The organism is Pseudomonadota bacterium, assembly GCA_013285445.1.
Lineage (GTDB): Bacteria > Pseudomonadota > Gammaproteobacteria > Xanthomonadales > Wenzhouxiangellaceae > Wenzhouxiangella.
This window is the reverse complement of the sequence record CP053448.1, coordinates 1-17,840: the sequence shown is the minus strand read 5'-3', so window position 1 is coordinate 17,840 and position 17,840 is coordinate 1. Positions and strand designations below refer to the sequence as shown.

At 60.1% G+C, this 17,840-nt stretch carries 20 protein-coding genes and 1 pseudogene; 15 read left to right on the top strand and 6 right to left on the bottom strand.

The window, feature by feature from the left end; genetic code table 11:
- The first annotated feature begins 11 nt into the window (after positions 1 to 11).
- Genes oppB through HND55_00075 form a run of 7 tightly spaced genes read left to right on the top strand, consistent with a single transcriptional unit; the run spans position 12 to position 6,195 of the window.
- Entirely contained in the window at positions 12 to 953 is a 942-nt protein-coding gene (gene oppB, locus HND55_00105; GenBank protein ID QKK01184.1) for an oligopeptide ABC transporter permease OppB, read from the top strand.
- Positions 950 to 1,855 (top strand): ABC transporter permease subunit, encoded by a 906-nt coding sequence (locus HND55_00100; GenBank protein QKK01183.1) that lies wholly within the window; start codon positions 950 to 952, stop codon positions 1,853 to 1,855. The genes oppB and HND55_00100 overlap by 4 nt, the downstream gene beginning before the upstream one ends.
- Before the next feature lie 12 nt (positions 1,856 to 1,867).
- On the top strand, positions 1,868 to 2,848 hold the full coding sequence (locus HND55_00095; GenBank protein ID QKK01182.1) for an ATP-binding cassette domain-containing protein: 981 nt from the start codon (positions 1,868 to 1,870) through the stop codon (positions 2,846 to 2,848).
- Positions 2,848 to 3,900: an ATP-binding cassette domain-containing protein gene (locus tag HND55_00090; GenBank protein QKK01181.1), complete on the top strand. Its 1,053-nt coding sequence runs from the start codon at positions 2,848 to 2,850 to the stop codon at positions 3,898 to 3,900. The genes HND55_00095 and HND55_00090 overlap by 1 nt, the downstream gene beginning before the upstream one ends.
- Positions 3,897 to 4,526 carry a 16S rRNA (guanine(527)-N(7))-methyltransferase RsmG gene (rsmG, locus tag HND55_00085; GenBank protein QKK01180.1) on the top strand — a complete coding sequence of 210 codons (630 nt, stop codon included), beginning with the start codon at positions 3,897 to 3,899 and terminating at the stop codon, positions 4,524 to 4,526. Before HND55_00090 ends, rsmG begins: the two co-directional genes overlap by 4 nt.
- The gene (locus HND55_00080) at positions 4,523 to 5,305 is read left to right on the top strand and encodes a ParA family protein (GenBank protein QKK01179.1); all 783 of its coding nucleotides are present in this window, start codon (positions 4,523 to 4,525) and stop codon (positions 5,303 to 5,305) included. Before rsmG ends, HND55_00080 begins: the two co-directional genes overlap by 4 nt.
- Before the next feature lie 2 nt (positions 5,306 to 5,307).
- Complete coding sequence (locus HND55_00075; GenBank protein ID QKK01178.1) at positions 5,308 to 6,195, top strand: ParB/RepB/Spo0J family partition protein; 888 nt, start codon at positions 5,308 to 5,310, stop codon at positions 6,193 to 6,195.
- A gap of 96 nt (positions 6,196 to 6,291) precedes the next feature.
- Here the strand turns inward: HND55_00075 and HND55_00070 are convergent, their stop codons facing one another.
- The 3 genes from HND55_00070 to HND55_00060 are packed head-to-tail and all read right to left on the bottom strand — an operon-like array spanning position 6,292 to position 7,583.
- Positions 6,292 to 6,747 carry a hypothetical protein gene (locus tag HND55_00070; GenBank protein QKK01177.1) on the bottom strand — a complete coding sequence of 152 codons (456 nt, stop codon included), beginning with the start codon at positions 6,745 to 6,747 and terminating at the stop codon, positions 6,292 to 6,294.
- A complete protein-coding gene (locus HND55_00065; protein QKK01176.1) occupies positions 6,728 to 7,066 on the bottom strand; it encodes a hypothetical protein in 339 nt (112 codons plus the stop codon). The genes HND55_00070 and HND55_00065 overlap by 20 nt, the downstream gene beginning before the upstream one ends.
- Positions 7,059 to 7,583, bottom strand: coding sequence for a sigma-70 family RNA polymerase sigma factor (locus tag HND55_00060; protein ID QKK01175.1), 525 nt, complete (start codon positions 7,581 to 7,583; stop codon positions 7,059 to 7,061). The genes HND55_00065 and HND55_00060 overlap by 8 nt, the downstream gene beginning before the upstream one ends.
- 188 nt (positions 7,584 to 7,771) lie before the next feature.
- Between HND55_00060 and HND55_00055 the strand changes: the two genes are divergently transcribed.
- The gene (locus tag HND55_00055; protein QKK01174.1) at positions 7,772 to 9,268 is read left to right on the top strand and encodes a hypothetical protein; all 1,497 of its coding nucleotides are present in this window, start codon (positions 7,772 to 7,774) and stop codon (positions 9,266 to 9,268) included.
- Between the two features lie 62 nt (positions 9,269 to 9,330).
- Here HND55_00055 and HND55_00050 read toward each other — a convergent pair whose 3' ends face one another.
- Positions 9,331 to 9,492: a helix-turn-helix transcriptional regulator gene (locus HND55_00050; GenBank protein ID QKK03921.1), complete on the bottom strand. Its 162-nt coding sequence runs from the start codon at positions 9,490 to 9,492 to the stop codon at positions 9,331 to 9,333.
- 55 nt (positions 9,493 to 9,547) lie between these two features.
- Positions 9,548 to 10,000 (bottom strand): hypothetical protein, encoded by a 453-nt coding sequence (locus HND55_00045; GenBank protein ID QKK01173.1) that lies wholly within the window; start codon positions 9,998 to 10,000, stop codon positions 9,548 to 9,550.
- A gap of 173 nt (positions 10,001 to 10,173) precedes the next feature.
- Between HND55_00045 and HND55_00040 the strand changes: the two genes are divergently transcribed.
- The 7 genes and pseudogenes from HND55_00040 to atpE all read left to right on the top strand — a co-directional run bounded on the left by HND55_00040 (position 10,174) and on the right by atpE (position 13,958).
- Entirely contained in the window at positions 10,174 to 10,716 is a 543-nt protein-coding gene (locus HND55_00040) for a sigma-70 family RNA polymerase sigma factor (protein ID QKK01172.1), read from the top strand.
- On the top strand, positions 10,709 to 11,188 hold the full coding sequence (locus HND55_00035; protein ID QKK01171.1) for a hypothetical protein: 480 nt from the start codon (positions 10,709 to 10,711) through the stop codon (positions 11,186 to 11,188). Before HND55_00040 ends, HND55_00035 begins: the two co-directional genes overlap by 8 nt.
- A 31-nt stretch (positions 11,189 to 11,219) precedes the next feature.
- Positions 11,220 to 11,906 carry a PDZ domain-containing protein gene (locus HND55_00030; GenBank protein ID QKK01170.1) on the top strand — a complete coding sequence of 229 codons (687 nt, stop codon included), beginning with the start codon at positions 11,220 to 11,222 and terminating at the stop codon, positions 11,904 to 11,906.
- 58 nt (positions 11,907 to 11,964) lie between these two features.
- Entirely contained in the window at positions 11,965 to 12,303 is a 339-nt protein-coding gene (locus HND55_00025; GenBank protein QKK01169.1) for a PDZ domain-containing protein, read from the top strand.
- Positions 12,304 to 12,423: 120 nt separating this feature from the next.
- Positions 12,424 to 12,819: a hypothetical protein gene (locus HND55_00020; protein QKK01168.1), complete on the top strand. Its 396-nt coding sequence runs from the start codon at positions 12,424 to 12,426 to the stop codon at positions 12,817 to 12,819.
- Between the two features lie 31 nt (positions 12,820 to 12,850).
- A pseudogene (gene atpB, locus HND55_00015) lies at positions 12,851 to 13,639 on the top strand (F0F1 ATP synthase subunit A).
- Between the two features lie 52 nt (positions 13,640 to 13,691).
- The gene (gene atpE / locus HND55_00010; GenBank protein QKK01167.1) at positions 13,692 to 13,958 is read left to right on the top strand and encodes a F0F1 ATP synthase subunit C; all 267 of its coding nucleotides are present in this window, start codon (positions 13,692 to 13,694) and stop codon (positions 13,956 to 13,958) included.
- 21 nt (positions 13,959 to 13,979) lie between these two features.
- Here the strand turns inward: atpE and HND55_00005 are convergent, their stop codons facing one another.
- The gene (locus HND55_00005; protein QKK01166.1) at positions 13,980 to 14,411 is read right to left on the bottom strand and encodes a hypothetical protein; all 432 of its coding nucleotides are present in this window, start codon (positions 14,409 to 14,411) and stop codon (positions 13,980 to 13,982) included.
- Positions 14,412 to 17,840: the final 3,429 nt, after the last annotated feature.

Below are 17,840 nucleotides of genomic sequence, written 5' to 3'. Positions count from 1 at the left end.
CGGGGGCCGGCGTGCTGAAGTATTCGCTCCGGCGGCTGGGATCGGCGGTACCGACGCTGTTTCTGCTGATCACCTTTGCGTTTTTTCTGATTCGAGTGGCCCCGGGCGGGCCGTTTGACGCCGAGCGGGCCCTGCCGCCGGAGATCGAAGCCAATCTGGCGGCCAAGTATCATCTCGATGAGCCGCTTGTGGTGCAGTATGCCCGCTACATGTGGCAGATCCTGCGCCTGGATTTTGGTCCCTCGTTCCACTACCGTGACTGGACGGTCAACGACCTGATCATTCAGGGTGCGCCGGTATCGTTCGTTCTGGGGCTCACCGCGCTGATCGTCGCCTTGCTGGCTGGTGTCACGGTTGGTGCCTGGGCCGCGTTGCGACAGAACCGGCCGTCGGACTATGCGGTGATGAGCGTGGCCATGATCGGTATTTCGGTGCCCAACTTCGTCATGGCACCGCTGCTGATTCTGGTGTTTGCCATCACGCTGGGCTGGCTGCCGGCCGGCGGCTGGGCGTTCAGCCTCGATCGCATGGTGCTGCCGGCAGTGACCTTGGCCCTGCCGATGGTGGCCTATATCGCACGCATTACCCGCGGATCGATGATCGAAGTGCTGCATTCAAGCTTTATCCGCACGGTGCGCGCCAAGGGCATGCCGGAAAAGGAGGTCATTTTACGGCATGCGCTCAAGCCTGCTTTGCTGCCGGTGATCTCCTACCTAGGCCCGGCCGCCGCCGCCATCGTGACCGGCTCGGTCGTGGTCGAACGCATCTTTACCATACCCGGGGTTGGCTCCTATTTCGTTCAGGGCGCACTCAACCGCGACTACACCCTGGTGATGGGCGTGGTCATTCTTTACGGTGTGTTGATCATCCTGTTCAACTTCATGGTCGATCTGCTCTATGCCTGGCTGGATCCGCGCATTCGCTATGACGACGAGCTGGAGTCCCGGACATGAACGAGGTGACCCGGGATGCCTTCGATCAGGCGCTGGACCGGCGCGAGGTCAAGGGCCGTTCGCTGTATGTCGACGCCTGGCACCGGCTGCTCAGGAACAAGGCGGCCGTGGCCGGGCTGGTTATCCTGATCGTCATGATCACACTGGTGAGTATTGGACCAGTGCTCAGCGACTGGGATCACGAGATTCCAGACTGGGAGCACTACTCGACGCCGCCGTCACTCGAAACCGGCCATGCATTCGGCACCGATGCGCTCGGCCGGGATCTGTTCGTGCGCACCATGATCGGCGGTCGCATCTCACTGCTGGTGGGCCTGATCGCGACCCTGGTCTCGCTGGTCATTGGCGTGAGCTGGGGTGCGTTTGCCGGCTACGTCGGCGGGCGCGTCGACAACGTGATGATGCGGATCGTCGATGCTGTCTATGCGATGCCGTTCATGTTTTTCGTCATCTTGCTGATGGTGGTGTTCGGGCGCAATATCTTCCTGATCTTCATTGCCATCGGCGCAATCAACTGGCTGGATATGGCGCGCATTGTCAGGGGCCAGACGCTGAGCCTGAAAAACAAGGATTTTGTCGAGGCCGCGCGCGCCTGCGGTGCCACGGAATGGCAGGTTATCCGCCGTCATATCGTGCCCAATCTGCTGGGTGTCGTGATCGTCTATGTGACCCTGACCATCCCGCAGGTGATCCTGGTCGAGAGCTTCCTGAGTTTTCTCGGCCTGGGCGTGCAGGAACCGCTGACGTCCTGGGGCGCGCTGGTCAACGAGGGCGCGCAGGAACTTGAAACCGCACCGTGGTCGCTGCTTTTCCCGGCCAGCTTTCTGGCGCTGACGCTGTTTGCCTTCAACTTCCTTGGCGATGGGCTCAGGGACGCGCTCGACCCGAAGGATCGGCTATGAGGACGAGTTGTCATGGCGCTGCTTGAAGTCAGGAACCTCAGCGTTGCATTCGACACCCCCGACGGCGTGGTGCACGCCGTCAACGGCATCAGCTTCGATCTCGAACCCGGCGAAACGCTGGGCCTGGTCGGTGAGTCGGGCTCAGGCAAGACCCAGACGGCGCTGGCGTTAATAGGCCTGTTGGCCGAGAACGGCCATGCCAGCGGTTCGGTGAAGTTCCGTGGCCAGGAGCTCCTCGGCATGTCGCTGCAGGAATTCACGCGTGTGCGCGGCTCGAAGATCTCGATGATCTTCCAGGACCCGGTCAGTTCGCTCAATCCCTACATGTCGATAGGCGATCAGCTCGTCGAAGTGCTGACTCACCACCGCAATCTCAAACGCCGCGGCGCCCGGGAACGCGCCATCGAAATGCTGCGGCTGGTCCGGCTGAGCGATCCGGAACAGCGCATGCGCCAGTTCCCCCACGAGCTCTCGGGTGGTATGTGCCAGCGCGTGATGATCGCCATGGGGCTGCTGTGCCAGCCTGACCTGCTGATCGCCGATGAGCCGACCACGGCGCTGGATGTCACCGTGCAGTCGCAGATCAACTCGCTGATGGGTGAGCTGTCCGAGCAGTCGTCGACCGCCATCCTGCTGATCACTCACGACCTCGGCGTGGTCGCCGGGCTGTGTAATCGCGTGCTGGTGATGTACGCCGGCCAGGAAATGGAAATGGCCGACGTCGAGTCGCTGTTTGCTGATCCGCAACACCCCTATACCGAGGGTCTGCTGGCGTCGGTGCCGCGTCTGGATCGCGATGACTCCGGCATACTGCACGCCATTCCAGGCAATCCGCCCAACCTGCTGGAAGTGCCTGACGGCTGCCCGTTTCGGGATCGCTGTGCCTACGCCTGGGACAAGTGCCGCGAGTTGCCCCCGTTCGAGCCAGTGTCCGACGGTCGTTTCAAGCGCTGCCATCTCGACACTTTGCCGACGAAGCAGGAGGCCGGCTGATGCGCAACCCCGTCTTGCAGGTGCGTGACCTGGCCGTTCACTTCCGTGCTGATGCCGGCGGCTGGCTCAGGCATGACTATCGCACCGTGCGAGCGGTTGACGGGATCGATTTCGAGGTGTTCCCCGCCGAGACCCTGGGCATCGTCGGCGAGTCGGGCTGCGGCAAATCAACGCTGGCCCGGGCGTTACTGGGGCTGCAGCGCCCGAAGCGCGGCGAGATCATCTGGCTGGGAGAGGATCTGGCGCAGATGAGCGAGGAGCAGTTCCGGCGCAAGCGGCGCGAGATACAGCTGATCTTTCAGGATCCGCAAGGCTCGCTCGATCCGCGAATGACCATTGGTGTCATTATTGCCGAGCCCCTGCGTACCTTCTATCCGTCGATGTCACGGCTGCAGGTGCGTGAGCGCGTGACCGGTATCATGAAGCTGGTTGGTCTGCGCTCCGACCAGATCAACCGCTACCCGCACGAGTTTTCCGGCGGCCAGTGCCAGCGCGTTGGCATCGCCCGGGCGCTGGTGGTCAACCCCCGTCTGGTGGTCTGCGACGAACCGGTCAGCGCACTGGATGTGTCGATACAGGCCCAGATCGTCAACCTGCTCAAAGACCTTCAGAAGAAGCTTCAGCTGTCGCTGATCTTCATTGCTCATGATCTGTCCATCGTGCGCCACGTTTCCGACCGGGTGCTGGTGATGTACATGGGCAAGGTGATGGAGCTGGCGGATCGCGAGCAGATTTACCATGAGCCGCGCCACCCCTACACCCGGGCGCTGATCGAGTCGGTGCCGATTCCCGATCCGGTGGCCGAGCGCGCGCGCGCCCGGCGCGCGCTTGCCGGCGACATCCCCTCGCCACTCGATCCGCCTTCCGGCTGCGTGTTTCGCACCCGCTGTCCCTACGCCACCCAGCGCTGCAGCGATGAGGTGCCTGAGCTCGAGACCCTCGAGGGCGGGCACCGGGTGGCCTGTCACCACCACCGCGAGCTGCCGCCGCCCAATCTGCCCGGCACCGGGCCGGCCTTGTCCGACGAGACCGGGAAGAGCGCCAAATCGTGAGTTCCATCGAGCTCGATGCGCGGCTCAGGCGCGGTCTGGCCGTTCTCGGGGTGATGCTGGAGACGGCCCAGCACAAGCATCTGCTCGACTACCTGGCTCTGCTTGCGCGCTGGAACCGGGCCTATAATCTGACCGCGGTCAGCGCGCTGCCGATGATGGTTGATCGCCATTTGCTCGACAGCCTGAGCATCCTGCCGTGGCTTCGCGGCAGCCGTGTGCTGGATGCCGGGACTGGTGCCGGCCTGCCGGGAGTGCCGCTGGCCATTGCCTGTCCGCAACGGCATTTCGTGCTGGTCGACAGCAGCGGCAAGAAGATCCGCTTTCTCAACCAGGTGCGCCGGGAATTGCGGCTGAATAACATCGAACCGATCCAGGCAAGACTGGAAACACTGTCGCTGGAGCCGCCGCCAGACTGCGTGGTGGCCCGTGCGCTGGCGCCGCTGCCGCGCCTGGTTGACCAGCTTGGCCATCTGCTTGATGCTGGCGCAACCCTGTTGGCGATGAAGGGTCGATTGCCGTTTGCCGAGTGCCAGGCCCTGTCCAACGCGTACAATGTCGAGCCTATTGAACTGGACGTTCCCGGCGCGGGTGGCGCCCGCAGCTTGATCATCGTGGACCAATCATGACCGAAAAACGGGCCCGTATCGTGGCCGTGACCAATCAGAAGGGCGGCGTGGGCAAGACCACCACGGCACTTAATCTGGCCGCTGGCCTGGCCGAACTCAAACGGCGGGTGCTGCTGATCGATATCGATCCGCAGGGCAACGCCACCACCGGTTCCGGCATCGAGCTGGGTGAACAGGATGACACCCTGTGTGACGTGCTGCTGGGAGACTGTCGCCTGGCCGAGGCGATCGTGCCGGTGCCCGCCATGGGTTTCGATCTGGTGCCGGCCAACGGCGACCTGACCGCTGCCGAAGTGGCGCTGATGGAGCGCGAGGATCGGGCGGGCGTTCTGCGCGAGGCGCTGGCCGGCGAGGCCGGCCGCTACCACCACGTCATCATCGACTGCCCGCCAGCCCTCAACGTGCTTACGCTCAACGCGCTGACGGCGGCCGACCGGGTGCTCATCCCGATGCAGTGCGAGTACTATGCGCTGGAAGGGCTGACCGCGCTGCTCAACACCATCGAGCAGATTCAGGGTTCGGTCAACCCGGGACTGGAAATCGAGGGGCTGGTACGCACCATGTACGACGTTCGCAACAATCTCTCCGGCGCAGTCTCGCGTCAGCTGCACGAGCATTTCGGCAGCAAGCTCTACGAGACGGTGGTGCCGCGAAACGTGCGCGTGGCCGAGGCGCCGAGCTATGGTCAGTCGGTCATCCAGTACGACCCCGACTCGCGCGGCGCCATCGCCTACCTGGGCCTGGCCGGCGAATACCTGCGGCGCCAGGGGGTGCAGTGACCATGGCTGCCTCGCGCAAGAAAAAACCGCTCGGTCGCGGGTTGGACTCCCTGCTTGGCAAGACCCGCGCTGCGGCCGAGAGTGCCAGCCCGGACGGCCAGCTTGAGGGGCTCAGGGAGCTGTCTCTCGACGTCATCGAGCCGGGGCGCTACCAGCCCCGGTCTGCCATGGACCCGGACCGGCTGCAGGAGCTGGCCGACTCGATCCGGGTGCAGGGGCTGGTCCAGCCGGTCGTCGTTCGTCCGTTGGCCCAGCCTGGCCGCTTTGAACTGATCGCGGGAGAACGGCGCTGGCGCGCTTCGCGCATGGCCGGACTGAACACCATTCCCGCGCTGGTGCGTGAGATCGCCGACGAGGCCACGCTGGCGCTGGCGCTCATCGAAAACATCCAGCGCGAGGATCTCAATCCGCTCGAAGAAGCCGGTGCGATCCGCCGCCTGATCGACGAGTTCGAACTGACCCATGAACAGGCGGCGCGTTCAGTCGGCCGCTCCCGTGCGGCGGTGACCAACCTGCTTCGGTTGCTGGAGCTGGCGCCGGAGGTTCGCGAGCTGGTCGACCGACGTGAGCTCGATATGGGACATGCGCGTGCCCTGCTCACCCTGGAGCGCGCCGACCAGATCCGCGCGGCGCGCGAGGTGGTCGACAAAGACCTGTCGGTACGCCAGACCGAGGCCCTGGTGCGGCGCATGCGCGAAGGCCAGCCCGAGGCGAAGAAATCGAAGCCCGAGCGCAAGTCGGCCGATATCGAACGCCTGGAACAGGAGCTGACCGAAACCCTCTGTGCGCCGGTCAGCGTCAAGCACTTGAGCTCGGGCAAGGGCCAGGTCACCATCCGCTACACCAGTCTCGACGAACTCGACGGCCTGCTGGAACGGTTTCGGCGGTAAGCCGCTGCGCCCCGCCGGCACGACTGATACACAGTGACACCGTCCCACCGCTGGCCGGTTCAGCCGGCGCTTCGCCGAGTGGTTCGTTGCGGCCGCTCAGTCAACGGCTTCGAGCAGCTGCTGGCGCTGTTTGTCGGTAAGCAGTTGGTTGACCCGAAGCCACATTGCGAAGTGTCGATGCTTGATGCGGCTTTCCAGTGACAGGACCCGGTCGAAATGCTCAAGAATCGCTGCTTCGTCTGACAGGCCGGACCGGATCGTCTCGATCAGCCGTTCCTGGGCGGCGATCAGGTCCAGCTCCAGGTCGGTGATGTCTGCGCGGGAGCGGCGCACGATTTCGCGCAAACGGGTTTGATGTGCCGGGGACAGATCGATGGCGTCCGCTTTCCGGACGACGGTCTCCGGCGCAGCCATGTGCATCCTGAGCGCCATTTCGAGACTGGACGATTGAGCGGGCTGCGTCACTGACAGCAACAGCAGCAGCGGCAGGGCCGAGAGGAGACGGGCACGGCGGGCGAGCCGAGGCCCGTCGTCAGAGGTCGGGCTGGTCATGGACTGTTTTCTCCGTATTGACAGTATGAATAGACGGTGTGCGCGACAGATCGTCTCGTCGGGCATCGGCCAGCAGAAAATCGGTCGGGCCGGAAAACGGGCCGGTTTCAAGTCGCAACGGCTCGGGCCCGGTGGTGGCCAGCCAGGCGATTGCCGCGAGCGCCATGGCCGCTGCCGTGGACCAGCTCAGACGCCAGGCCCGGCGATGCTGCGGCATTGACTGCGGTGTCAGCACGCGCTCCAGCGGCGCCACCAGGTGGTCGGTGTTGGTTCGAAGTGCCTGAAAATGGCGTTTGATCATCCGGCTGTTGTCATCCATCGGCGTAGCCTTTGAGCAGACGGGCGAGCTTTTGTTTTCCGCGTGCGTAGTGCGTCCGCGCGGTGCCAACCGGCAGCTGCATGACAGCGGCAGCCTGCGCGATGGTCATGTCGCAGTAAAAAACCAGGGTCAGGCATTCGCGCTGCCTTGCCGACAATTGCCACAGCGACTGGCGGACCAATCGCGCTGCCTGCCGGGTTGCGAGCTCGGCGTCGGGGTGATCGGAAACGTCTGGCGTCCGGTTTGCCGGATTCAGGACCCAGCGCTTGAGCCTGCGCAATGACTCGTTGGCGCAGTTCCGGATGACACCGAACAGCCAGGTGCGAAAAGTGCTCTGCCCGTTGAAACGCGCCTTGCCGTTGAGTACACGTTCATAAGCCGTATGCAGCACGTCCTCGGCCTCGTCCCGGTTCCAGTGACAGCATGCCAGCGCCCAGTGCATGGCGTCTTGGTGATGGCTGTTCAGCAGCGCACGAATCTCATCGGGCTCGGCGCCCTGCTTTGGGTCCATGTTCATGAGTGCTGCGGCCTCGTCGACGATAGGACAACGTGAGCGATGACTGAATCCGTGCTGGCCGGTGTTGCCGGCGCTGTCCTATCGATCATGGTCAGCGGTCACCCAAATCTGACCCCACCCGGAATGAGTTGATCATGATTGGATGTGTCCGTCGCTGCTGGTGTCGAGATTGCCTGCATGGACAAGTATTGTGGGCTCTGGTCCTGCTGCCAGTCTACTGTCTGGGCGGGCCGGCCCCCGAGCCGCCGTGCGGCGACCCTTACGGGTCCACTGCCGGGCGCGTGGCCATTCAGGGGGCCATGCTCAGTGGTGATCGAGATCGTGTTCAGCATGCGATCGATACCGCCAAGCGTGCCCGCGGCCAACGTGTAGGGTGCCCGGAAATCGCCTACGCCCAGGCCCGTTCCCGGCCGAATGTTCGTCCACCCGATGCTGCCGACATTGGCGCCGTATGGTATGCGCAATACCAAACCCGGCTGCCCGATCTGGCGCCGGGTTGTCCGTTGCCCGGACGGGCGCTGGCGCCGATTGCACTGGCGGCATGGCAAGCCGGGGCGCAGCATGCGCCAAGTCCGGAGGAAACGGCAAGTCTGATACGTATTGCCGATTTCTATCGCGATCAGCAGTACACGCCCGAGCATGCGCCTGAACCCCTGGTTGCTGATGCAGGCGTCTATGGCTACTACTTCTCTGAAGGCGACTACAGGTGCGAGCTGACCGGCGTGGCCGGTGAAATCACCGAACAGATGTGTGCCGGGTTTCCGAATAGCTGTCCGCGCTATGACGGCGGGCGCTTCGCCGGGTTGCGCTTCGCGGTTCGAGATCATGTCTGGATTGACGCCGACGGTGCAGTCGCCGTTCGCGGCGATATCGGCGGTTCAGCATTTGATACCGGATGGGTCGGCAGCATGATGATCGAGGCCGCAGTGCGGGTCGATGACACGGTCCGCGCGCTGGCCTACGCCGAATCCGCTCTGCTGGCCGGCGATTGGGCCGCCTCCCAGCCGCTGTCGGCCAACCACAACTACACGGCCAAGACCATCTGGTTGCTGGCCCAACTGTACGAATGGACCGGCCGCGCGGAATTTCGCGAGGCAATGGTTGACCGGCTGGAGCGAAACCTTGTCCCGGGTGTGTTGATGGATCAGGACGGCGATGGCGTCGTTGACGGAACGGACGGCATGCGCTTTGCCGACCTGGCGGCGGTTGCTCGCCGGCCTGGCCGGATGTGGGACGGGCACAATGCGCTGCCCTGGTATCACAGCATGAACGCCTGGGCAATGGTTGCTGCCTACACCGCCCTGCGGGATCGCGGCAATCGGCGACTTGCGGCGCGCTACCGGCCCTACGCCGTGGCCATGATCGACAACCTGGCTGCGGAATTCGTCGAGCTGGGGATTCCGGTCGGACAGCGCGTTGCCTGGAGTGACATTCCGTTCTCCCTGCTGATGGCGATCCATCGAATCGCTCAATATGAGGATGATCCGCATCCGCTGTGGGATCAGGCCGTGGCAGCAATCTGGAACGCTGGCGTGCTGGATGCGGAGCCGGGTTCGCACGGTTTCAATCTGACTTTCTACGAACAGGTGCTGCTCAGGGTGCCGTATCGGTCGCTGGTCGAACGCGCTGACATCGGTCGCCGCGACCGGACAAGACGCGGTTCCTTGGTCCCGGCGCCGCCGTGAACCGGCATCGCGCCCGATCTGGTGCGTGCAGCACCGGCGGCGATGAGTTCGGCACACGCCTGTCAGGCCTCACCGGTCAGCCAGAACGCCGATTCGACCGGCTGGCCGAAGATGCGAGCGATCTTCAGCGCCACTTCCAGCGACGGGTTGTAGCGCCCGGACTCGATGGCGATGATGGTCTGGCGCGAGACGCCGACCGCCTCGGCCAGCTGCTGCTGCGTCATGCCTTCCCCGCGCTGGCGCAGTTCGCGCACCCGGTTGGTAATGCTTCCGGCCACGTCAGATGCCCCGCCGGTGGAACCAGACGGTGAGCGCCAGCTCGACCACGGTCGACAGGAACACCGCGGCCATCAGGCCGTTGGCAATGATCACCGGCGCCTGCCAGAGCGGGTCCCCGACCATGCCGCCGCCAATGATCATGAACACGACCGAGACCACGGCGACACCGAGCACGATGCCGCTGATGTGGCCGGCCCGCCAGGCGATCAGGCGATCTCGCTCGTCTTCGTCCGCGGCCCTGCCTCCCGAGATGGCCGCGACGATGAGGTGAAAGCCCACCAGCACGACGGTCAGCAGGACGGTGAAGCCCACCGCCAGCCCGAACAGTGAGGCCATGTGCAGCTGCTCGGCGCGCCACAGATTGATCACGGAAGAAAAATACAGCGCGCCGATCACCAGCAGGCTGGCCAGGGTGCCCCAGGCGCTCTTTTCCTGAAACGACATCGAAGGCATGGTTTGCTCCATTGCATGAACCCGAAAAGGTTCGTTGATGTAAAGTATGCTTTACTTAATGTAATGCTGACTTTACTTTATGTCAAGCAGGCTTTACTTCTTCAGGTGGCTTCCCCGGCGTTACTGCCCGTCGGCTGCGACCTTTTCGACCGCCGGGACGTCTATAGACCGACATGAGCCTCTCCAGCCCCATCGACGACCTGGCCCTGGCGGCGCTCAAGCGGCGCTGTCGTCGCACGCAGGAGCGTGTCTACCGCCAGTACTCGCAGCCGGCCTGGACCCTGGCGGTTCGACTCAGCGGCTGCGAGGCGCGCGCCTGGGATGCGGTCCAGCAGGCTTTCGTGCTGGCCTTCGAGCGTGTCGGCCAGCTCAGGCAGGCCGAGCAGTTCGGTTTCTGGTTTCGCCGCATCCTGGTCAACCAGGTCATGGACCAGCATCGCCGGCAGGCCGGTGAGCAGCCGCAGGTCGAGGAGGCCTCGGTGTCCCGGGATCACGACTCGGTCCTCGATCTGGAACGGGCCTTCGGGATGCTCGATCCGCGCGACCGCCAGGTCGTCTGGCTGCACGACGCCGAAGGCATGAAGCACGCCGAGATCGCCGAGCTGGCCGGGCAGACCGTGTCCTGGTCGAAGTCGAGGTTGGCGCGTGCGCGCGAGAAGCTCAGGAATCGATTAGCGGCTGGCGAGGAGTCGGCCAGGAGCATGGAACATGGATGAACCCATTGATTTGACCCGGCTGGAGCGATCCGGTCCGCCTGACGACCTCTGGCCGGCTATTGCCGACGAGTTGGACCGGCGCGGGAAACGACGCCTGGTCCGGCGCCTCTCGGCGCTGGCCGCAGCCATTTCCGTGATCGTTCTGGCAAGCGTGTTTGTCGGTTTGCCGGCGCCCCCGGCCGGCGTGCAGCAGGCTGCGACGGGGTCGAGCAAGGTAACGCTGGCCCAATTGCAGGCCACCTCGGCCTGGCTAGAAGCCCGCCTGTCCGATCAGCGCCGGAGCGTGGTCGACGGTACCGAACTCGAGTCGCTGCTCTGGCTGGAGGCCGAGCTGGCCTGGCTGGACGAACAGCTGGCGCATGCCCCGACCGACCCTGAATTGTGGCGGCAGCGCATTGAACTGCTGGCCGAACTCAATCAGCGCTACGCCGACGGCGGCTGGCGACACGACATGCTGCTGGCCAGAATCTGAACCTAAATCCACTTCCACAGGAGTACTGACAATGCAGAAACGACTGATTGCCCTGACGTTCTTGATGCTGGTCTCGCCGGCCATGCTGATGGCACAGGTCGACGCCGACGCCGCCACGACCCCCGAGCAAGCCGCCGAGCAAGAGGACCTGAGGGCCGAGCTTGAGCAGGCCCGGCGCGACGTGGCCGAGGCCGCCCGGAAACTGGCACATCTCCAGCGCAAACTGGCCGACACGGAAGCCATTGATATCCGCGTCGAGCGGCTCAGAGCGCTCGACGACATGGAAGGCGAACTGGCCAGACTGGAAGAGCATATCCATCGCCGGGTCGTCCGGGGTCTGGGCATGGGGCGGGCTCGCCTGGGCGTGCTGCTGGGTGGTGAGGCCGATGCCAATCAAATCGTCGCGGTCACGCCCGGCAGCGGCGCCGACAAGGCCGGTATCCGGTCCGGTGACCGGCTGATCGCCATCAATGGCCAGGAGGTCGATGCATCGCGGCCCGACAGCTTGCGTGAACCGATGGAAGGCGTCGAGGCCGGCGACACCGTTCCGGTCGAGATCGAGCGCGATGGCGAACGCATCAGCCTGGACGTCACGGTCTCCTCTGCTGCCCGTGATATCCGCGTACTCACGCATGACATCAAAGGCCCGCCCCGCCCGGCAGCGCCGGGCGCGCCACAGATGGATCGGGAAGTGTGGGTGCTCGAAAGACAGGGGTGATTTCATTCCCAAGCCACCGCTGCCCCCGGGCCTGCCCGGACGGGTCGGCCACAGCGACATGATTAGCAATCATGCCGGTCTCGAGCGCTACTTCGGCACGGCCGATGGCGTGGTGGTGCTGCGGATCGATTCCGGTAACGAGCTCGGCCTCGAAGATGGCGATGTCGTGCTCAGCATTGACGGCGAGGCGGTTTCGAGGCCGGTTGACATCGCCCTGGCGTTGCTGGGCCGCAGCGGTGAGACGGCGAGCCTGGAGGTGATGCGTGATGGTGAGCGGATCACGATTGAGGCCGAACTGACAGAGCCGCAGGCCGGGTTTCCCCCTCACCCTCGAGATCATCCAGGGGGCTCTGAGCCTCACCTGCGGCCGGCAATTGGCTTGCCGCCTGCTTTCTGACCCTGCTATAATCGACAGGGATTTGTGGCCACCGGTGATGCTTCGGGCATCGGCGGTGGCTTTTTTAGCCGAAGTGACGATCGTGGGTGGGTCCGGAGACGCGTCGGCGGAGCCGGTTGAATGTGGCAAAGGACCGGACTGGTGCAGGAGAGATTTGCCCACACCGTGGCCTGGCTGCTCCGCGTGCAGGCGATGCTCAGCGTGATCGGCGCGCTCATCTTCGGCCTGCTGGTCAGCGTCGAGCAGGGACTGGCCGTACTGGTCGGCGGTGGCATCGGCGTGATGCTGACAGCAGTCAGTGCGCTACGGGCCGGTGCGGGCTCGAGCAGTGCCGAGCCGTCGCGGATGATGGCAGCGTTCTATCGTGCCATGGCGCTCAAGCTGGTGCTGGCGGCGGTGCTGTTCATCGTCGTCGCCAAGTGGTTCGCCGGCTACTTTGTGCCGATACTGACTGGATACGTGGCCACCGTGCTGGCTTACTGGATTGCGCTGCTGCGCCTGGGGCGCACAGCCTGAGTGATGATTTGAGAGCAAGGACGACCTGATCGTGAGTTTTGCAGTCGCAGCAGCCGGAACTTCGCCGACCGAATACGTTTCGCACCACCTCGAGCATCTCAAGGTGGGCGAGGGGCTGTGGACTTTCCACGTCGACACGCTGTTCTTCTCGGTGGTTCTGGGCGCCGCCATGCTGTTGTTCATGTGGCTGGCTGCCCGCCGGGCTACGGCCGGCGTGCCAGGCAAGCTGCAGAATTTCGTCGAGGTGCTGGTCGATTTCGTCGACAACTCGGTCAAGGAAAGCTTCCACGGCCCGCGCCAGTTCGTCGCCCCGCTGGCGCTGACGATCTTCGTGGTGGGTGTTCCTGTGGAACGTCATGGACCCTGATCCCGGTCGACTACCTGCCGTTGCTCGCGAGCACGATGGGACTGGATTACCTGCGCGTGGTGCCGTCGGCCGACGTCAACGCGCCGTTCGCCCTGTCGCTGTCGGTACTGGCGCTGATCCTGATTTACTCGGTCAAGGGCAAGGGCCTGGCCGGCTTCGGCAAGGAAATGTTGTTCCATCCCTTCGGCAAGAACCCGCTGCTGTGGCCGGCCAACATCCTGCTCAACCTCGTCGAGCTGATCGCCAAGCCGGTTTCTCTGGCGCTGCGACTGTTCGGCAACCTGTATGCCGCCGAGCTGATCTTCATCCTGATTGCCATGCTGCCGTGGTGGATCCAGTTTATCCCCCGGCGGCGCCTGGGCAGTGTTCCACATTCTCGTGGTGCCGCTGCAGGCCTTCATTTTCATGACGCTGACGATTGTCTATCTGTCGCTGGCGTATGAAGAACACTGATTCGATCATTACGCAACCCAAGCTCAAACAGCACTAAACCAGGAGAACGAAAGTGGAAGTAATTGCACAAATCCAGGCCAGCACCGCCATTGCCGTCGGTCTGATCTTTGCCTTTGCCGCCCTTGGTACCGGTATCGGCTTCGGCCTGCTTGGCGGCAAGTTTCTCGAAGGCGCCAGCCGCCAGCCGGAGCTGGCCGGTATGCTGCAGGTGCGCATGTTCATCATCGCCGGTCTGCTCGACGCCCTGTCGATCATCGGTGTGGCGTTTGCCGCCCTGCTGCTGTTCGCCAACCCGCTGCTGGCTGCCCTGGGCAGCTGATCGGCGCAGTGACCATCGACCTCAAACCAATCGCGGATAACTGCAGGGGAACGCTATGGATAGTCTCGCTAGGCACCTGATCGGCTGGGGGTCGGCACCTTCCTGCGTGCTGGTGCTGGTCACGATAGGCCGTCTGGCTTGCCGCTGACCGGGCCATGGAAGGCGCCGGCGCAAGATCGCCGAGGGTCTGGCGCATTCTGAAGAAGCCGAGCAGGCGCTGCGGACAAGGCCAACGCTGAGGCCGCCGAGCAGATCATTCGCGAGGCGCGCCGTAAAGCAGGCGAAGTCAACGAACAGGCCAGTCAGCGCGGTAATCAGCTCATCGAACAGGCCAAGCAGGATACCATTGCCGAGGGCGATCGGCAGGTGCAGGCGGCCGAGGCGGAAATTCGCCAGGCGACCAACCTCTAGGCCCGGAAGGCGCTGGGCGAGCGCGTCGCCGGAGCTGGCCATGGCCGGCGCTGGCCGCGTCATCGAGAAAGAGATTGACGACAACAGCATCGCGAGATGCTCGACAAGCTGGCCGCGGAGCTGTAATTCGTGCTCAATCGGACGACACTCAAGCTCGGGTCCTATGCCCGTTCGAGGCGGCGCGCAATGCCAATGCGATTGATCGCTGGAGCGAAAGGGCTTGCGTTGGCCTCCGAGATTGCCGGTACGCGGATGAACTCCACCCTCTCCGGTGACCCGCGAGTCGGTGGCGAACGACTAGAGTTTAGAAACTCAAGAAACATCTCTTCGTATTTCGTCTCTAGTAGTAAGATATGTTTTTGTGTCTCTTGTCAAAGATTGAAAGAGTTACTGATATCACTGGTAATTACATCGGCGAGAAAGTAGCAGATCCGTAATAACGGTAACGCTTCTAAGTCTTTACTCATAGTTGGTTACACGTAAAAAGCATTGAGAAAATGCAAGTTATTGCATACTTTTTCTGAAAAATTTGTTTAAACGGCTTATGATTTTAGGAAATTGTAGATGGCCAGATCCTGTTGAGAAGTGGGTGATCGGAATGGAACTACTTCATTTTAAAAAGCCTTGGTGCCAAGTTACGCAGCTCATGAGGCACGATACGAGCCAAGTTGATGGCTTTTATATAGAGTCCTTAGTATGCACTCCAAGGCCAAAGTAGTAAAGAGCAGTTATAAGTTACTCGACATACTGAAGGTACCAAACGGAACCACAAACAGCACCGGTACATCTACTGAATTAAACTAAACTGTAATAAATGTAACTTATATTAGATGCTTATCGGTATGTCAAGGGTTTATTCAGTAAGTCATAAAAATATTGTAATAAGTGGGAGGTGAGGACATTGGGACGCAAAAGAACCCTATTACGGAAATTTTGGAGGCCAAAACGGTGAACAGTGAGCGAGCGGCAAGGGGAGATTTACGAGGCGTACTAAAAGAAAAATTTGAGGAGAGAAACACCGTCTGGACTCCTACACGTTTCAACCTTGTAAGAAGCGTTGGTCATTGAGAAACAAAATGGTTGAGGGAAATTTTCGCTGAGTTTTTTGAATCAGAGAAAAAGAGATATCCCCAGGCGTAACAAGTTTACAAAAAAAGAGCACGAGACAAAGCGGCGATCCCATGCTTATAAGCAGGGAGGGACGCAAAAGCAAAAGAGTCACAAAATAATTGAGAGGTGTTTGATGGGTAGAGAACCATTTGTAGACATAAAGGAGGCGGGTAGGAATTTTGGGATTATCAAAGGGGTACTCTGAAAAATTATATTTCAGAAGGAAAGCGGGGATCAGGAACTTTCCCTATTACCAGGATGGTCCCAATAAAAAATTGCTCAATTTCAAGCTCTCAGGCTTGAATTACTTGGCGGTTTGCATAACCAAAGTCTAAGGGGAGGAATTAAAAGCGGTTTAAATCCTTATTTTATTCTGGCAAAGATTCAATAATGTGCCTGGCAAGTCATTAAGGGAAAAATCAAGATAAATCTGACATCGATCACACAACTATACGGAAAGTCTCCACCAAAAGAACTCAAGGAGACTGGCAACTGAGGTAGGAATAAGAATACCGTTTCTGTGGGTAACCACCTTCCGCCTAGCCGGCAAAAGAGCGCCCCTCGTTTCTGCGACAAATTTGTCTTTCAGCGTCCGGTGAGGCCGAAGTTGTTTTTAGAAGTCGTTCGTCTTTCACCGACAGCTCAGACATTTTCTTTCTTAAGGTCTATGTTTTCTTTTTCGAGGTTTTTCTCCATAGATCTTTCAGCTATGGAGACAGTCTCTCCTCTAAGGACATCGGAAAGCTCGAATTCCTTTAAAATATCTCGAATTCCAGAAACGATTCCCATAATTAATTCCCATAATTAATTCCTTTCATTTGGGGATAACAATTGATTTGATCACTTTATTAAATAATTATCGACAAAGCGGGGGGAACTTTGTATTGGTTTTGTAACAACGATTTCGGAGGTACGAGAAATGGTTTTAACGGAAATGGAAATGAAGCGTCTTACAGTTGTCAGTAGTGAGAAGAGCAATAAACACCAAGAGTTTGAGAGTTTCGAGAAGTTTGTTGAGCTCGACAGGCACCGTCAGGACCTTGAAATTGAGTTGACGCATTAGAGCGCTATGGCTCAGGGGTCATGCTTCGTGGAGTAACACTAATTGACCTACATGACAGGGTCACAGATAAACGTAACGACCTTCTTAAGTGGATTGATAAGGCCATAGAGGGAGGCACCCATGAAAGACGGTACCTATTGGGGTGGTAATCGATATTTTTCTACGGTATATCTATCTATGGAAGTTAATAACTTTTTAGAGCTCTTGGATAAGCTCGAAAGGTCAGGAAGGTAAGGCAGTTAATGGCAATCAAAAACTTGAGCGATATCCGGGAGGGGCTCCCGCGATTGGGAAACATAAGGCTCGGAATAAAAGTGAAGACGAAAACCGGAAAGTTTTATCCTAAAGAGGTTGACTATTTCATACGGATCCCCTCCGACTCCATCGAACGAAAAATTTGAACCCTTATAAACGAGTTACGACACAGTACGGAGGCAAACCAAAGCAAATAAAAATCATGGTCCCTCTGGCGGATAGGGAGAAGTTTTTCCCCCGCAAAACTACAAGGTATGGTTCCCTCAACTTCTCTTAAATGCATTGGTGACGGAGAGACAGCAAATCTGTATTAATCCGGAATTTGCAAAGGTCTCGATCAAATAGGTGAAACGGAAACTGGGCAAATCAGAGTTGATTGTCATGGACCGAATTGTATTTACGCAGAGGATGGAAAAGGGAATAAAGGAGTGTTCTGCAGTCGGTATTTTGCAAATCCTCTACCTGAGCTGACAAGCGCGGGTGTGTGGCAGATCTCAACGGGGATCATTCCACTCGATCGTTAATCTTAATAGTTGCCTCGACTACATAACCGCCGTTTCCAGACGCTTCCATATGCTGCCTCTTATCCTTGAGCGGAGGCCGCAAGAGTACTCTATAAAGGCAAAAAGGCCGTCCACTATATCATGCAAATCAACATGAATTTCAAACTCTCAGACATTCAAAGAGTCGCACAAATTGGATCCATCAAAGATCATACTCCAGCTACCTGATGTTACACCGGTACCGTTAGAAGATATTGCCGATAGTGATGGAGAGGTACCGACCGGAAGAGTACAAAATTAAAAACCCCACCAGCCTGACGACAGCCAGAAAAGCAAATCTGATGACAACAAGCCGAAAGGCAAGGATCGACACCTAAAGACGAAGCTTTAGAACAGGCAGCCCAGCAGGATCCTGGGGACGGAATGGATCGGATCCGGGAAAAGTGATTTTCTCAACTTCAGTATATGGTTAAGACTCGTGCAGATCTTAAAAAATTAACCGGTGATGACAGGCTCTACACACAAGAGATGGACGCGTTT

Coding starts and splice junctions, on each gene's coding strand:
- HND55_00045 (QKK01173.1), bottom strand. CDS start 10,000: ATGCCTTCGATGTCGTTTCAGGAAAAGAGCGCCTGGGGCACCCTGGCC.
- HND55_00095 (QKK01182.1), top strand. CDS start 1,868: ATGGCGCTGCTTGAAGTCAGGAACCTCAGCGTTGCATTCGACACCCCC.
- HND55_00090 (QKK01181.1), top strand. CDS start 2,848: ATGCGCAACCCCGTCTTGCAGGTGCGTGACCTGGCCGTTCACTTCCGT.
- HND55_00080 (QKK01179.1), top strand. CDS start 4,523: ATGACCGAAAAACGGGCCCGTATCGTGGCCGTGACCAATCAGAAGGGC.
- HND55_00100 (QKK01183.1), top strand. CDS start 950: ATGAACGAGGTGACCCGGGATGCCTTCGATCAGGCGCTGGACCGGCGC.
- HND55_00050 (QKK03921.1), bottom strand. CDS start 9,492: ATGACGCAGCAGCAGCTGGCCGAGGCGGTCGGCGTCTCGCGCCAGACC.
- HND55_00040 (QKK01172.1), top strand. CDS start 10,174: ATGAGCCTCTCCAGCCCCATCGACGACCTGGCCCTGGCGGCGCTCAAG.
- HND55_00005 (QKK01166.1), bottom strand. CDS start 14,411: ATGGCCAGCTCCGGCGACGCGCTCGCCCAGCGCCTTCCGGGCCTAGAG.
- HND55_00065 (QKK01176.1), bottom strand. CDS start 7,066: ATGGATGACAACAGCCGGATGATCAAACGCCATTTTCAGGCACTTCGA.
- HND55_00060 (QKK01175.1), bottom strand. CDS start 7,583: ATGAACATGGACCCAAAGCAGGGCGCCGAGCCCGATGAGATTCGTGCG.
- HND55_00070 (QKK01177.1), bottom strand. CDS start 6,747: ATGACCAGCCCGACCTCTGACGACGGGCCTCGGCTCGCCCGCCGTGCC.
- HND55_00025 (QKK01169.1), top strand. CDS start 11,965: ATGATTAGCAATCATGCCGGTCTCGAGCGCTACTTCGGCACGGCCGAT.
- HND55_00030 (QKK01170.1), top strand. CDS start 11,220: ATGCAGAAACGACTGATTGCCCTGACGTTCTTGATGCTGGTCTCGCCG.
- HND55_00020 (QKK01168.1), top strand. CDS start 12,424: ATGTGGCAAAGGACCGGACTGGTGCAGGAGAGATTTGCCCACACCGTG.
- HND55_00075 (QKK01178.1), top strand. CDS start 5,308: ATGGCTGCCTCGCGCAAGAAAAAACCGCTCGGTCGCGGGTTGGACTCC.
- HND55_00035 (QKK01171.1), top strand. CDS start 10,709: ATGGATGAACCCATTGATTTGACCCGGCTGGAGCGATCCGGTCCGCCT.